General features: G+C 66.1%; 15 protein-coding genes. 9 read left to right on the top strand and 6 right to left on the bottom strand.

What is annotated here, in order from left to right:
* Nucleotides 1–5 precede the first annotated feature (5 nt).
* Nucleotides 6–983, bottom strand: coding sequence for a PhoH family protein (locus LIW09_RS08430; RefSeq protein WP_256645207.1), 978 nt, complete (start codon nucleotides 981–983; stop codon nucleotides 6–8).
* 112 nt (nucleotides 984–1,095) lie between these two features.
* On the opposite strand from LIW09_RS08430, the gene LIW09_RS08425 reads away from it, so the two are divergent.
* A complete protein-coding gene (locus LIW09_RS08425; RefSeq protein ID WP_256645206.1) occupies nucleotides 1,096–2,757 on the top strand; it encodes an amidohydrolase in 1,662 nt (553 codons plus the stop codon).
* Between the two features lie 18 nt (nucleotides 2,758–2,775).
* Here the strand turns inward: LIW09_RS08425 and miaB are convergent, their stop codons facing one another.
* On the bottom strand, nucleotides 2,776–4,170 hold the full coding sequence (miaB, locus tag LIW09_RS08420; RefSeq protein WP_256645205.1) for a tRNA (N6-isopentenyl adenosine(37)-C2)-methylthiotransferase MiaB: 1,395 nt from the start codon (nucleotides 4,168–4,170) through the stop codon (nucleotides 2,776–2,778).
* Nucleotides 4,171–4,284: 114 nt separating this feature from the next.
* On the opposite strand from miaB, the gene LIW09_RS08415 reads away from it, so the two are divergent.
* The 6 genes from LIW09_RS08415 (at nucleotide 4,285) to LIW09_RS08390 (ending at nucleotide 9,135) form a co-directional block, all read left to right on the top strand.
* Entirely contained in the window at nucleotides 4,285–5,190 is a 906-nt protein-coding gene (locus tag LIW09_RS08415; RefSeq protein ID WP_256645204.1) for a lytic transglycosylase domain-containing protein, read from the top strand.
* A gap of 91 nt (nucleotides 5,191–5,281) precedes the next feature.
* Entirely contained in the window at nucleotides 5,282–5,878 is a 597-nt protein-coding gene (petA, locus tag LIW09_RS08410; RefSeq protein WP_256645203.1) for a ubiquinol-cytochrome c reductase iron-sulfur subunit, read from the top strand.
* Nucleotides 5,879–5,881: 3 nt separating this feature from the next.
* The gene (locus tag LIW09_RS08405; RefSeq protein ID WP_256645202.1) at nucleotides 5,882–7,165 is read left to right on the top strand and encodes a cytochrome b; all 1,284 of its coding nucleotides are present in this window, start codon (nucleotides 5,882–5,884) and stop codon (nucleotides 7,163–7,165) included.
* A complete protein-coding gene (locus tag LIW09_RS08400; RefSeq protein WP_256645201.1) occupies nucleotides 7,158–7,901 on the top strand; it encodes a cytochrome c1 in 744 nt (247 codons plus the stop codon). Before LIW09_RS08405 ends, LIW09_RS08400 begins: the two co-directional genes overlap by 8 nt.
* Nucleotides 7,902–8,016: 115 nt before the next feature.
* Nucleotides 8,017–8,652, top strand: a complete 636-nt coding sequence (locus LIW09_RS08395) for a glutathione S-transferase N-terminal domain-containing protein (RefSeq protein WP_256647188.1) — start codon at nucleotides 8,017–8,019, stop codon at nucleotides 8,650–8,652.
* Between the two features lie 12 nt (nucleotides 8,653–8,664).
* Nucleotides 8,665–9,135 (top strand): ClpXP protease specificity-enhancing factor, encoded by a 471-nt coding sequence (locus LIW09_RS08390; RefSeq protein ID WP_256645200.1) that lies wholly within the window; start codon nucleotides 8,665–8,667, stop codon nucleotides 9,133–9,135.
* 28 nt (nucleotides 9,136–9,163) lie between these two features.
* Here the strand turns inward: LIW09_RS08390 and LIW09_RS08385 are convergent, their stop codons facing one another.
* From LIW09_RS08385 to LIW09_RS08375, 3 genes are read right to left on the bottom strand one after another with little or no spacing between them, the layout of a single operon-like run.
* A complete protein-coding gene (locus LIW09_RS08385; protein ID WP_256645199.1) occupies nucleotides 9,164–9,496 on the bottom strand; it encodes a DUF3301 domain-containing protein in 333 nt (110 codons plus the stop codon).
* A 4-nt stretch (nucleotides 9,497–9,500) separates the two neighbouring features.
* Nucleotides 9,501–10,373 (bottom strand): carboxylating nicotinate-nucleotide diphosphorylase, encoded by an 873-nt coding sequence (nadC, locus tag LIW09_RS08380; RefSeq protein WP_256645198.1) that lies wholly within the window; start codon nucleotides 10,371–10,373, stop codon nucleotides 9,501–9,503.
* A complete protein-coding gene (locus LIW09_RS08375; RefSeq protein ID WP_256645197.1) occupies nucleotides 10,370–10,639 on the bottom strand; it encodes a Trm112 family protein in 270 nt (89 codons plus the stop codon). The genes nadC and LIW09_RS08375 overlap by 4 nt, the downstream gene beginning before the upstream one ends.
* A gap of 59 nt (nucleotides 10,640–10,698) precedes the next feature.
* Here LIW09_RS08375 and purE point away from each other — a divergent pair, with 59 nt between their 5' ends.
* Entirely contained in the window at nucleotides 10,699–11,205 is a 507-nt protein-coding gene (purE, locus tag LIW09_RS08370; protein ID WP_256645196.1) for a 5-(carboxyamino)imidazole ribonucleotide mutase, read from the top strand.
* Between the two features lie 14 nt (nucleotides 11,206–11,219).
* On the top strand, nucleotides 11,220–12,365 hold the full coding sequence (locus tag LIW09_RS08365; protein ID WP_256645195.1) for a 5-(carboxyamino)imidazole ribonucleotide synthase: 1,146 nt from the start codon (nucleotides 11,220–11,222) through the stop codon (nucleotides 12,363–12,365).
* A gap of 82 nt (nucleotides 12,366–12,447) precedes the next feature.
* Here the strand turns inward: LIW09_RS08365 and LIW09_RS08360 are convergent, their stop codons facing one another.
* The gene (locus tag LIW09_RS08360) at nucleotides 12,448–13,026 is read right to left on the bottom strand and encodes a superoxide dismutase (protein ID WP_256645194.1); all 579 of its coding nucleotides are present in this window, start codon (nucleotides 13,024–13,026) and stop codon (nucleotides 12,448–12,450) included.
* Nucleotides 13,027–13,070 lie beyond the last annotated feature (44 nt).

The following is a 13,070-nucleotide window of genomic DNA, read 5'->3' as shown; positions in this document are numbered from 1 at the left end:
AGATCCTACGCCTGATCGATTCTGGCATCGCGCGCTTCGTAGGCGTTCACGATTCGCGCCACCAGCGGATGCCGCACCACGTCGCGGGCTTCGAAAAAAGTGAAGCTGACGCCTTCCACCCCGCGCAATACTTCGGTCGCATCGCGCAACCCGGATTTCTGGTGCTTGGGCAAATCAATTTGGGTCATGTCGCCGGTAATCACCGCCGTGCTGCCAAATCCCAGGCGGGTGAGGAACATTTTCATCTGTTCGATGCTGGTGTTCTGCGCCTCGTCCAGGATCACGAAGGCGTCGTTGAGCGTGCGCCCGCGCATGTAGGCCAGCGGCGCGATTTCGATGACGTTGCGCTCCAGCAGGCGCGCCACCTTGTCCACGCCCAGCATCTCGTACAGCGCGTCGTACAGCGGGCGCAGATACGGGTCCACTTTCTGGGTCAGGTCGCCCGGCAGGAAGCCCAGCTTTTCACCAGCCTCCACCGCCGGGCGCACCAGGATCAGCCGCTGCACCCGGGATTGGTTGAGTGCATCCACCGCCATCGCAACGGCCAGGAAAGTCTTGCCGGTGCCGGCCGGACCAATGCCGAAATTGATGTCGTGCGTGGCGATTTCGTGCAGGTATCTCTGCTGGTTCGCACCGCGCCCGCGCAATGTGCCGCGCTTGACCCGCACGGCGATGTCCTGCGGGCTGCCATCGCCCCGCGCGGCAGGCATCCGTTCGGAGCCGGCAAACGCGCCAAGCCGCAGATGGACGGCATGTTCGCCCAGCGGCTCCACGGCGGCGTCGTCGTAGAGCTGGCGCAGGAAGGTTTCCGCACGCATCGCCGTCTCCGCGTCGTCCGCGCTGACCCGGAATACGCCGCCGCGATTGGCGATTTCCACGCCCAATCGCAGTTCGATCAGGCGCAGATGCGCATCGAACGGCCCGCACATGTTGGCCAGGCGCTCGATGTCGTCCGGCTCGAGGGTGAAATCACGATGTGGCATAGGCCGCGAAGGGTAACGCGGCCGGGGGCATATCGCCATGAAGCGCTGCGCCGCACCTTGCCCGGCCTGCCGGCTTGCCGCATTGTGGCGGACTCGTCATCGGGGGAACAACATGCGCAAGCTCGCCTGTGCCTTGCTCTTGGCCATCGCGGCATCGTCGGTGCACGCGGCCGACGTGACCGTGCTGACCGCGCGCCGCATCCACACCATGCAGGCCAGCCAGCCCGAAGCAAAGGCGATGGCGTTCGATGCGGAGGGCAAGATCCTCGCGGTGGGCGATGCCGACGCGCTGCTGGCGCGTTTTGCAGGTGCGCGTCGGCTGGATGTAGGCGCAGCCACCGTGGTGCCGGGGTTGATCGACGCACACGGCCACGTTGCGGGGTTGGGGCAGTCGATGCTCACTGCTGATCTGGTTGGCGCCACCAGCAAGGGCGAAGTGGTCGAGCGCCTGCGCGCGTTCGCCAGGGATTTGCCGCCAGGGGCATGGCTGATCGGGCGCGGCTGGGATCAGAATCGCTGGCCGGGCAAGGCGTTCCCCAGCGCGGCGGATCTGGATGCCGCGTTCCCCGATCGCCCGGTGTGGCTGTCGCGGATCGATGGCCATGCCGGCTGGGCCAACAGCGCCGCGATGCATTGGGTCAAGCGCGACCTGGCCGGCAGCTGGCAGCCGGAGGGTGGCAACATCCGCCGCGATGCCAGCGGCAAGCCCACCGGTGTGTTCGTGGACAACGCCACCAACCTGGTGGAAGACGTGCGCCCTCCAGCGGATGAAGCCACCACCGAGCGCGCGCTGGTGCTGGGCATGCAAGCGGCGGTGGCACACGGCCTGACCGGCGTGCACGATGCCGGCATTCCGCTGGAAGAGCTGCGCATCTACCAGCATCTGGCCGATCGTGGGCAGATGCCGCTGCGCATCTATGCGATGGCCGACGGCAACAAGGCTGCGCTCGAGTCGTTGTGCCGGCATGGCTTGTATCGGCACCCCTCCGGGCGATTGCAGATGCGCACGGTCAAGCTGTATGCCGACGGCGCGCTGGGTAGCCGCGGTGCGGCGCTGCTGGCCGATTACAGCGACGATCACGGCAACCGCGGCTTGATGGTGATGTCGCCGCAGGAACTGGCTGCCGCCGCGGAAAAGGCGCATCGCTGCGGCGTGCAGGTGGCGACCCATGCGATCGGCGATCGCGGCAACCGGGTTGCGCTGGACACGTATGCCAATGCCTTGGGCAAGGATGTGGACACGGACCACCGCTGGCGCATCGAACACGCGCAGGTGCTCTCGCCGGAAGACTTGCCGCGGCTGGCAAAGATGCACGTGATCGCGTCCATGCAGCCCACCCATGCCACCAGCGACATGCCGTGGGCACAGGATCGGCTGGGGCCGCAGCGAATTGTCGGCGCCTATGCGTGGCGCCAGCTGCGCGATGCCGGCACCCATCTGGCGCTGGGGTCGGACTTCCCGATCGAGTCGGTCGATCCGCGCCTGGGCCTGTACGCGGCGGTCACCCGCAGCGATGCGCAGGGTCTGCCCGCCGGCGGCTGGTATCCCGATGAAAAGCTGACGGCCTTCGAAGCGCTGCGCGGTTTCACGCTGGACGCCGCCTACGCCGGTTTTGCCGAGAACGAGCTGGGCAGCCTCGCGCCCGGCAAGCGCGCCGATTTCGTGGTGCTGGCGGAAGACCCGCTGGCGGTGCCGGATGCGGCGCTGCGCTCGCTGACCGTGCAGGCCACCTATGTGGATGGCAAGCCCGTGTACCAGGCGCCGTCGAAGTGATGTTTCCGGCGCTGCGGCTCAGGCCGTGGCGTCGCCCGTCAGCACCCGTCCGCGCAGGGAATTGGGCATTGCATCGGTAATCGCCACTTCGACGAACTGCCCGATCAGGCGCGGATGGCCGGCGAAGTTCACCGAGCGCATGTTTTCGGTCTTGCCGGTCAGCTCGTTGGGATCCTTGCGCGACGGTCCCTCCACCAGCACGGTCTGCACGCTGCCTACCATCGATTTGGAGATCGTGGCTGCGTGTGCGGTGATGTGTTTTTGCAGGCGGTCCAGCCGCGCGTGCTTTTCCGCGCTGGTGGTGGTGTCTTCCAGATCGGCGGCCGGCGTGCCGGGGCGACGCGAATAGATGAACGAGAAACTCTGGTCGAAGCCCACGTCTTCGATCAGCTTCATGGTCTTTTCGAAGTCCGCTTCAGTCTCGCCGGGGAAGCCGACGATGAAGTCCGAGGACACCGAAATATCCGGGCGCACCGCGCGCAGCTTGCGGATCTTCTGCTTGAACTCCAGCGCGGTGTAGCCGCGCTTCATCGCCGACAGGATGCGGTCGCTGCCGGACTGGACAGGGAGGTGCAGGTAATTGGCCAGCTTGGGCACGTCGCGGTAGGCCTCCACCAGCGAGTCGGAGAACTCCAGCGGATGCGAGGTGGTGAAACGGATGCGGCCGATGCCATCGATTTCGGCAATCGTGCGGATCAGCAAGCCCAGGTCGGCAAACTCGCCGTCGCCGTAGGGGCCACGATAGGCATTGACGTTCTGGCCCAGCAAATTCACTTCGCGCACGCCCTGCGCGGCCAGTTCGGCCACTTCGGCCAGCACGCCCTCCAGAGGCCGGCTGATTTCTTCCCCTCGCGTGTAAGGCACCACGCAGTAGGAGCAGTATTTCGAGCAGCCCTCCATGATCGATACGAAGGCGGTCGGGCCTTCGGCGCGCGGTTCGGGCAGGCGGTCGAATTTCTCGATTTCGGGGAAGCTGATGTCCACCTGCGGCTTGCCGGAGTCGCGACGTTCGCGGATCAGCTCCGGCAACCGATGCAGGGTTTGCGGCCCGAACACCAGATCCACGTAGGGCGCGCGGTCGAGGATGGCCGCGCCTTCCTGCGAGGCCACGCAGCCGCCCACGCCGATGATGACCGGGCGCTCGCCCTGCTTCAGGCCCTTCCAGCGGCCCAGCTGGCTGAACACTTTTTCCTGGGCTTTTTCGCGGATCGAGCAGGTATTGATCAGGATCACGTCGGCTTCGTCGGCGTTCGTGGTCAACTCCATGCCTTCTTCGGCGTGCAGAACGTCGGCCATGCGCGCCGAGTCGTACTCGTTCATTTGGCAGCCGTGGGTCTGGATATAGAGCTTCTTCGCGCCCGGACGAGGCGTGCGGGTGGCGGGGAGTGCGGGCAGGGGGTGCAGGTCGGTCATGGCGTGGATCCGGGGCGCGGCGATGAGTCCGGGCCGGTTGCAAACGGCCATTCTAGCGGCTGTCCGGGCGCGCCGGGGTTGCCATCTTTGCAGGATGGGGTAAGACTGCCGGCCATGAAGGGGAGGGTTGTCATTCTGTTGCTGCTTGCGCTGGCCATGCCGGCGATGGCGGGCAAGGTCTATCGCTGCGACAGCGGGGATGGCGCGACCAGCTATACCAACAAGCGCGTGCCGGGTGCGCAGTGCAGGTTGATGGGAAATTATTCCAACCGGCATGTGGCTGCGGCCAGGCCACGGGTGGTTGCGCCGCCCACGCGCGCCGTCGTGGTGGAGCCGGCGCCACCGCCAGCGCAGCAGGTGGCGGTGTTGACCGCGCCCGTGCCAACGCCGGTTGCCCCGCCGCCGCGGCTGGTGCGTGGGCAGGTCTATGCCTATCTGGGCAAGGACGGCGTGCGCAACTACACCAGCGTGCGCCCGGCCGGGGTCGCGGCCGCGTCGATCCGCACGATCCAGTACAGCTTCATGGAAACCTGTTATGCCTGCGGTAGCCAGCCGGGGCTGAATTTCAGCACGCTGCGCCTCAATACCACGGCCTACCAGGATGAAATTGCCGCTGCCGCCCGCGAACAAGGGGTGGAGGAAGCCATCGTGCGCGCGATCATCCATGCCGAATCGGCATTCAATCCGAGGGCGCTGTCGCGGGTCGGCGCGCAGGGGCTGATGCAGCTGATGCCGGCCACCGCACGCCGTTTCGGCGTCACGGATGCCTTCAATGCAGGGCAGAACATTCGCGGTGGGGTGCAGTATCTGGCCTGGTTGCTCAAGCGTTTCAACGGCAATGTGACGCTTGCCGCGGCCGGATACAACGCCGGCGAAGGCGCTGTGGACAAATACGGCGGCGTGCCGCCCTACAGCGAAACCCAGCGTTACGTGCAGCGGGTCGGGGTGCTGGCCGAGCGCTATCGGGGCGCGGTCAACCCGGTCGCGTCGCCGCTGCGGGGCGGATTGTCGGCTCGTTAAGCCTTCCGTTACACTTCCCCGTCTTTGTGTGGTTGGGCGGCGCTGTGCCGGCGGCTGCATGTGTGTTCAGATTTCCTATTCGGAGTGCGGGATGGCCAACGAAGAGGTCAACAACGGCAGGCGCCGGTTCCTCACCGCAACGACTGCGGTGGTAGGGGCGGTGGGTGCCGGGTTCGCGGCGGTGCCGTTCATCAAGTCGTGGAGCCCCAGCGCGCGTGCGCGTTTCGCCGGCGCGCCGGTGACCCAGGACATCGCGGCCCTGGAAGAAGGCCAGCAGTTGGTGCTGAACTGGCGCGGGCAGCCGATCTACATCGCCAAGCGCTCCAAGGCCATGCTGGGCATCCTGCCGCAGATGACCGACCTGGTGGCCGACCCCAAATCGGAAGCCTCGGTGCAGCCGTCCTATGCACAGAACGAGACGCGTTCGATCAAGCCGGAAATCCTGGTGCTGGTTGGCGTCTGCACGCATCTTGGCTGTGCCCCGGAGTTCAAGCCCGAGGTCAAGCCCGAGCCGTTCGATCCGGATTGGAAGGGCGGTTATTTCTGCCCCTGCCACAAGTCGCGCTATGACCTCGCCGGGCGCGTGCTGAAGTCGCAGCCGGCGCCGCTGAACCTGCCGGTTCCGCCCTATCACTTCGAAGACGACACGACCGTCGTCATCGGCGTTGACCCGAAGGGAGCTGCGTAAGCCATGGCGAACAAGATCGTGCAAACCGCCTGCAATGCCGCCACCGGCGTGATGGATTGGGTCAACGAGCGCGCGCCCGGGATGATGCCTGCCTACCGCAAGCACATGACCGAGTATTTCGCGCCGAAGAATTTCAACATCTGGTACATCTTCGGGGTGCTGTCGATCCTGGTGCTGGTCAACCAGATCGTGACCGGCATCTTCCTGACCATGCAGTTCAGGCCCAGCGCCGCCGAGGCTTTCGACTCGGTGGAATACATCATGCGCGACGTGGAGTGGGGCTGGCTGATCCGCTACATGCACAGCACCGGCGCCTCGCTGTTCTTCATCGTCATCTACCTGCACATGTTCCGCGGGCTGATGTATGGCAGCTACCGCAAGCCGCGCGAGCTGGTGTGGTTGCTGGGCATGGTGATCTATCTGGTGTTGATGGCCGAAGCCTTCATGGGCTACGTGCTGCCGTGGGGCCAGATGTCCTACTGGGGCGCGAAGGTCATCATCTCGCTGTTCGGCGCGATCCCGGTGATCGGCGGCGGCCTCACCGAATGGATCATGGGCGACTTCAACCCGGGCGACGCGACCCTCAACCGGTTCTTCGCGCTGCACGTGATCGCGATGCCGCTGGTGCTGCTGCTGCTGGTCGTGCTGCATATCTTCGCGCTGCACGAAGTGGGCTCCAACAACCCCGATGGCGTGGAAATCAAGAAGGGCCCGAAGGGCAACCGCTGGTCCGAGAAAGCCCCGGCCGACGGCATCCCCTTCCATCCGTATTACACGGTCAAGGACCTCTTCTACGTCGGCTGCTTCCTGACCATCGCGGCGTTCATCATTTTCTTCGCGCCGACCTTCGGCGGGCTGTTCCTGGAGCATGACAACTTCACTCAGGCCAATCCGCTGGTGACCCCCGCGCACATCAAGCCGGTGTGGTACTTCACCCCGTATTACGCGATGTTGCGCGTGGTGCCCTCGTTCTTCGGCATCAAGCTGTGGGGCGTGCTGGTGATGTTCGGCGCGATCGTCTGCCTGTTCCTGGTGCCGTGGCTGGACAAGTCCCCGGTCAAGTCGTACCGCTATCGCGGCATCCTGAGCTGGTCGATGCTGATGCTGTTCGTGGTCTGCTTCGTGTGGCTGGCCAAGATCGGCGGCGGCCCGGGCACCGACCCGGTGGAAACCATCATCGGCCGCGTGCTGACCTTCCTCTATTTCGCTTTCTTCATCACCATGCCGGTCTGGTCCAAGCTGGACAAGACCAAGCCGGTGCCGGAACGGGTGACGATGCATGACTAAGAACCTCCTGTCTCGCGCGGCGGTATTCGCCGCGGGCCTGCTGCTCAGCACCGTGGCGCTGGCCAACGAGGGCGGCAACCTGCAACAGTCGGGCACCGACCTCAATGACAAGGCTTCGCTGCAACGCGGCGCTGCCCTGTTCGTGAACTACTGCGGTGGCTGCCACTCGCTGAAGTACGTGCGCTATGCGCGGATTGCCGAGGACCTGGGGCTGTCTGAAGACGACGTGCAGGCCCACCTCAATTTCACCGGCGGCAAGATCGGCGACCACGTCATCTCGGCGATGCCGCCCGAGCTGGCCACGGCCGCGTTCGGCAAGGCGCCGCCGGACCTGAGCCTGGTGGGGCGGGTGCGCGGCAGCGACTGGATCTACACCTACCTCAAGTCCTTCTATCTGGACGAGAGCCGCCCGGTGGGCTGGAACAACACGCTGTTCGTCAACGCCTCCATGCCCAACCCCCTGTGGGAGCTGCAGGGCGTGCAGCAGCCGGTGTATGGCAAGAAGACCGCATCAGGTGATCTGCCGGTGGATGGCTTCACCATCAGCCAGCCCGGTCGCCAGGATGCCAAGCAGTTCGACCGCACGGTGCGCGACATCACCGCGTTCCTCGAATACGCGGGCGAACCGGTGGCACTGAAGCGGCAGGGCGTGGGCGTGTGGGCAATCCTGTTCCTGGTCTTCTTTTCGTTGATGGCCTGGCTGCTGAAACACGAGTATTGGCGGGACGTTCACTGACGCGGCGATCACGGCACGGACGCCCGCCACGTAGAACGGAACTTGACGGTCGCCCGCATCGTGCGGGCGGCGCAGGTGCGTCTGGCAGCGTCCGGGCGCGGGAGTGGTGCTGATGATGGCTGTGAGTCCGCGCATGCGAAATGCCTTGACCCTGTTTTCCTCCGTGGATGACGTCCTCTGCCACCGGGTTCGCCTGGTATTGGCCGCCAAAGGCGTCACCTATGACTTCATCCCCGTCGATTCGCAGAACCCGCCCGAGGATCTGATCGACCTCAACCCGTATCACTCGGTGCCAACGCTGGTCGAGCGCGACCTGGTGCTGTACGCGGCGAGCGTGGTCAGCGAATACCTGGACGAGCGCTATCCGCATCCGCCGCTGATGCCCGTGGATCCGCTTTCGCGGGCCCGGCTGCGGTTGGCCATGTTGCGCATCGAGCACGACTGGGTGCCGCAGGTGCAGGCAATCCAGCTCGGCAGCAAGCAGCAGGCGGAAGCCGGTCGCAAGCGCTTGAAAGAGCTGCTCACCGCTGCGCTGCCGCTGTTCAAGGCCAGCAAGTTCTTCCTGAATCCGGAAATGAGCCTCGCGGATTGCGCGATGGCGCCTATCATCTGGCGGCTGGAGTCACTGGGCGTGGCGCTGCCGAAGGATGGCAAGGTGATCGAAGACTACGGCAACCGCATTTTCCGCAATCCCGGCTTCGTGCGCAGCCTGACCGAGCAGGAAAAGCACCTGCGCGAGATCCCGGCGTGAGCGTGCACGGCGATGAGTGAGCGGGCGCCGCCCCCGATGACCAGCCAGCGTCCGTACCTGCTGCGGGCGATTTACGAGTGGATTGCCGACAATGGCCTGACCCCGCACGTGCTGGTGGATGCCCGCGTGGCTGGCGTGCGCGTTCCCGCGCATACGGTCAAGGATGGCCAGGTGGTGCTGAACATCGCCGAGCGTGCGGTGGTGCGGCTGGCAATGGACAACGATGCGCTGCGCTTCTCCGCGCGTTTCGGAGGCGTCAGCCAGAACGTGGTGGTGCCGATGGCGGCGGTGATCGCGATTTATGCGCGCGAGTCCGGGCAGGGCATGGCGCTGCCGGAGGATCCGCATCCCGTTCCGCCCGATTCCCCCGCCGAGGCGGCGCTTGAGGTTTCGCTCGCGGATGTGCATGACGAATCCGACGCGCCTCCGGATCCGTCGCCGGAACCGCCCAGGCGCGGTGGCCACTTGCGCATCGTCAAATAAGGCAAGGCAAGGCAAGGCGCGGCGCCGATTATTGGCGCATGGCCACGACCGCCTGCGCGGCGCGGCTGGGGCCGCTGAAGCCGATCAGTTTGTCGCCCAGCAGTACCACTCGGCCGATGTGCCGGCTTTCTCCGTCTTCCGAGTATTCGAAGCGAAAGCTGCGTTCCAGGCCCAGCCAGCCGTTGTCCTTGCGGCGCAGGCGCATGCCGATGGCGTGCACCGACTGGTCCAGCCATTGCACGCGGGCGGCTTCGCAGGCATCGCGGCCGATCTCGGTGGCGCGTTCGGCAGCGGCGCGGGCGGCGGTGAAGAAGAAGAATCCGGCAGCGCCGACGATCAGCAAAATGAGCAGGGTGGGCATTGGGTCAGGATGCAGGCGGTGGGCCCAGTTTCAGGGAAAAGTCGATGGCATGGACGTGTTTGGTCAACGCGCCGATCGAGATGCAGTCCACGCCATCCTCGGCGATCCCGCGCAGCGTGGCCATGTCCACGCCGCCGGAGACTTCCAGCGGGATGCGCCCGTGATGTGGCGCGTCCCTGGCGATGCGCACGGCTTCGCGTCGGGTCGCCGCGTCGAAGTCGTCGATCAGAATGCGCGTGCAGCCGGTGTCCAGCGCATCGCGCAGCTGCGCCAGGGTTTCCACCTCCACGATCAGCGGCAATTCCGGATGCAGGCAGCGTGCGCGTTCGATCGCCGCGGCCACCGAACCGAAGGCGCGGATGTGGTTTTCCTTCAGCATCACCGCATCGAACAGGGCCATCCGGTGGTTGTGGCCACCGCCGGCCCGGACCGCGTATTTCTGCGCCTGGCGCAGGCCGGGCAAGGTCTTGCGCGTGTCCAGGATGACGGTGCCGGTGCCGCGCACCGCATCGGCGTAGCGGGCGGTGACGGTGGCGGTGCCGCTGAGCGTCTGCAGGAAATTGAGCGATGCGCGCTCGGCGCTGACCAACGCGCGGCTGCGACCGTGCAGGGTGGCGATGACCGTGCCCTTGGCGATACGGTCGCCCTCATCGCAGCGCCAGTCGATGCGCACCCCGGGATCGAGCGCGCGATGGCAGGCATCGAACCACGGCCGGCCTGCGACCACGCAATCTTCCTTGCACAGCAGATGCGCGCAATCGTCGGCATCATCCAGCAATGCGGCGGTGGCATCGCCCGGGCCAATGTCCTCGGCCAGAGCGGCGGCCACGTTGGCCTCGATCAGCGCCGTCGGCGGTGGCGTCGGTGCGCCGCTCATGCTGCGGGGAAGTGCTCGACCTGGGCGCTGGCCATGCCTTCTTCGGCCAGCAGCACCGGGATGCCGTCATCGATGCGATAGACGGTTTTGCGGTCGCGGGTTACCAGCGCTTCGTGCAGCGGCGCCTGCTGCGCGCTGCCGTCGTTGCGCTTCACGCCGTTGGCGGCGATTGCGCGGTTGAATGCGTCCAGTCCGGCCGCCTCCAGCATCGACAGCGGTTGGCGGGAGGCGGGGCAGACCAGGATGTCGAGCAGCTTGCGATCCATCGGGCGGGCAACCGGAAACGGGGGCCGTTAGAATACGTCTTTAGCGACTGGGGATTGCCATGCCTGCTTCCAACAACGCCGCTCCGCTGGTCGGCATCGTCATGGGTTCGCGCTCCGACTGGGAGACGATGCAGCATGCCGTGCTGAAACTGGAAGCGCTTGGCGTGCCCTACGAAGTGCGCGTGGTGTCCGCGCACCGCACGCCTGACGTGCTGTTCGAATACGCGGCGACCGCCAGCCAGCGCGGCCTGCGCGCGATCATTGCCGGTGCCGGCGGCGCGGCGCATTTGCCGGGCATGTTGGCCGCCAAGACCGCGGTGCCGGTGCTGGGCGTGCCGGTGCAGAGCAAGGCGCTGAACGGCATGGATTCATTGCTGTCGATCGTGCAGATGCCAGCCGGGATCCCGGTGGCGACGTTCGCGATCGGCAATGCCGGCGCTGCCAACGCCGGGCTGTTCGCGGCGGCGATGCTGGCTGCCGATCAGCCGTCGATTGCCGGCGCGCTGGCGGCATTCCGGGCCCGGCAGACCGAGGACGTCGTGAACAACGACGACCCGCGCAAGTGACGCAGGCGCTTCCGATGACGACCGTGGGCATCCTCGGCGGTGGCCAGTTGGCCCGCATGATGGCGTTGGCCGGCGCGCCGCTTGGGCTGCGCTTCCTGGTGCTGGACACGGTGGCGGATGCCTGCGCCGGCCAGTTCGCGCCGATGGTGGTGGGCGACTACACCGACCGCGACGTGCTGGCGGAATTCGCGTCGCGCATCGACGTGGCGACGTTTGATTTCGAGAACGTGCCGGCCGAATCCGCGCAGTGGCTGACCGCGCGCGTGCCGGTGTTCCCGAATCCCCGTGCATTGGCCGTGGCGCAGGACCGGCTTGCCGAAAAAACCCTGTTCCGCGAACTGGGCATCCCGGTGCCACCGTTTGCCGCCATCGACACCCGCGAGGAGTTGCAGGCGGCAGTGGCCGATATCGGGACGCCCTGCATTGTCAAAACGCGTCGGTTGGGCTACGACGGCAAGGGACAGTTCCGTATCAAGACGCCTGCCGATATCGATGCCGCCTGGGCGGCGCTGGGCGCGCAGGCGGCCAAGGTCGGGCTGATCCTGGAAGGCTTCGTTGCCTTCCAGCGCGAACTGTCGGTGGTGGCCGTTCGCGGCCGTGGCGGCGAATTCCGCGCCTGGCCGCTGACCGAAAACTGGCATGTCGAAGGCGTGCTGTCGGCCAGCCTGGCGCCCGCCACGACCACCGATGCGATGCGCGATACTGCGCTAGAGCACGCGCGGGCACTGGCCGAGTCACTGGACTATGTCGGCGTATTCGCGCTGGAATTGTTTTGCCGCGATGGCGTGCTGTTGGCCAACGAGATGGCGCCGCGCGTGCACAACTCCGGGCACTGGACCATTGAAGGCAGCGAGACCAGCCAGTTCCAGAACCATCTGCGCGCGGTGACCGGACTGCCGCTGGGCGACACCCGCATGGTGGGGACGGCCTGCATGCTCAACTGGATCGGGGCGATGCCGGCGGCGGCGGGCGTGCTGCGCGAGGCCGGCGGCCACTGGCACGATTATGGCAAGCAACCCCGTGACGGGCGCAAAGTGGGGCATGCCACGCTGCGTGCGGAGTCGCCGGCGGAGCTTGCCGATGCGTTGGCGCGGGTTGGCGATGCGCTGGACCGCCAGGCGCAGGTGGCGCCGGTGGTGTCGCGCTTGCGCGAGGGTTGAACCTGCAGGCTGCGGAGGGATGTTGCGCAAATGACAACGGCCGGGTCCCCCCGGCCGTTGTCGTGGCCCGATGGCGCCTGGCTTATTTCATCTGCGACGCGATGAAGGTCCAGTTCACCAGGTTCCAGAACGACTCGACGTACTTCGGGCGGGCGTTGCGGTAGTCGATGTAGTAGGCGTGTTCCCACACGTCGCAGGTCATCAGCGGCGTGTCATCGCCGGTCAGCGGCGTGGCCGCGTTCGGCGTGCTGACCAGCGCCAGCGCGCCGTCCGGCCGCTGCACCAGCCACGCCCAGCCGGAGCCGAAGGTGCCGATGGCGGTCTTGCTGAACTCTTCCTTGAACTTGGCGAAGCTGCCGAACGCGGCATTGATGGCATCGGCCAATTTCCCGCCGGGCTCGCCGCCGCCGTTCGGCTTCAGGCAGTTCCAGTAGAAGCTGTGGTTCCAGACCTGCGCGGCATTGTTGAACATGCCACCCTGCGACGTGCGGATGATGTCTTCCAGCGCCATGTCGGCAAACTCGGTGCCGGCGATCATGTTGTTGAGATTGGTCACATAGGCCTGATGGTGCTTGCCGTAGTGGAAATCGATGGTTTCGGCCGAGATATGCGGTTCCAGCGCGGTGCGGTCGTAGGGCAGGGCAGGCAGTTCGATGGCCACGATGGGCTCCTGGTTGGATGGATGGGCGGGGTGCGGCCGGGGCC

This window comes from Thermomonas paludicola, assembly GCF_024498955.1.
GTDB lineage: Bacteria > Pseudomonadota > Gammaproteobacteria > Xanthomonadales > Xanthomonadaceae > Thermomonas > Thermomonas paludicola.
The sequence above is the reverse complement of the archived record's forward strand: the minus strand, read 5'-3'. Positions and strand labels throughout refer to the sequence as shown.

What these genes read in the sequence shown, in the direction of transcription:
- LIW09_RS08395 (WP_256647188.1), top strand. Translation starts at nt 8,017, where the DNA reads ATGGCTGTGAGTCCGCGCATGCGAAATGCCTTGACCCTGTTTTCCTCC.
- LIW09_RS08430 (WP_256645207.1), bottom strand. Translation starts at nt 983, where the DNA reads ATGCCACATCGTGATTTCACCCTCGAGCCGGACGACATCGAGCGCCTG.
- LIW09_RS08385 (WP_256645199.1), bottom strand. Translation starts at nt 9,496, where the DNA reads ATGCCCACCCTGCTCATTTTGCTGATCGTCGGCGCTGCCGGATTCTTC.
- purE (WP_256645196.1), top strand. Translation starts at nt 10,699, where the DNA reads ATGCCTGCTTCCAACAACGCCGCTCCGCTGGTCGGCATCGTCATGGGT.
- nadC (WP_256645198.1), bottom strand. Translation starts at nt 10,373, where the DNA reads ATGAGCGGCGCACCGACGCCACCGCCGACGGCGCTGATCGAGGCCAAC.
- LIW09_RS08400 (WP_256645201.1), top strand. Translation starts at nt 7,158, where the DNA reads ATGACTAAGAACCTCCTGTCTCGCGCGGCGGTATTCGCCGCGGGCCTG.
- petA (WP_256645203.1), top strand. Translation starts at nt 5,282, where the DNA reads ATGGCCAACGAAGAGGTCAACAACGGCAGGCGCCGGTTCCTCACCGCA.
- LIW09_RS08415 (WP_256645204.1), top strand. Translation starts at nt 4,285, where the DNA reads ATGAAGGGGAGGGTTGTCATTCTGTTGCTGCTTGCGCTGGCCATGCCG.
- miaB (WP_256645205.1), bottom strand. Translation starts at nt 4,170, where the DNA reads ATGACCGACCTGCACCCCCTGCCCGCACTCCCCGCCACCCGCACGCCT.
- LIW09_RS08425 (WP_256645206.1), top strand. Translation starts at nt 1,096, where the DNA reads ATGCGCAAGCTCGCCTGTGCCTTGCTCTTGGCCATCGCGGCATCGTCG.
- LIW09_RS08390 (WP_256645200.1), top strand. Translation starts at nt 8,665, where the DNA reads ATGAGTGAGCGGGCGCCGCCCCCGATGACCAGCCAGCGTCCGTACCTG.
- LIW09_RS08405 (WP_256645202.1), top strand. Translation starts at nt 5,882, where the DNA reads ATGGCGAACAAGATCGTGCAAACCGCCTGCAATGCCGCCACCGGCGTG.
- LIW09_RS08365 (WP_256645195.1), top strand. Translation starts at nt 11,220, where the DNA reads ATGACGACCGTGGGCATCCTCGGCGGTGGCCAGTTGGCCCGCATGATG.
- LIW09_RS08375 (WP_256645197.1), bottom strand. Translation starts at nt 10,639, where the DNA reads ATGGATCGCAAGCTGCTCGACATCCTGGTCTGCCCCGCCTCCCGCCAA.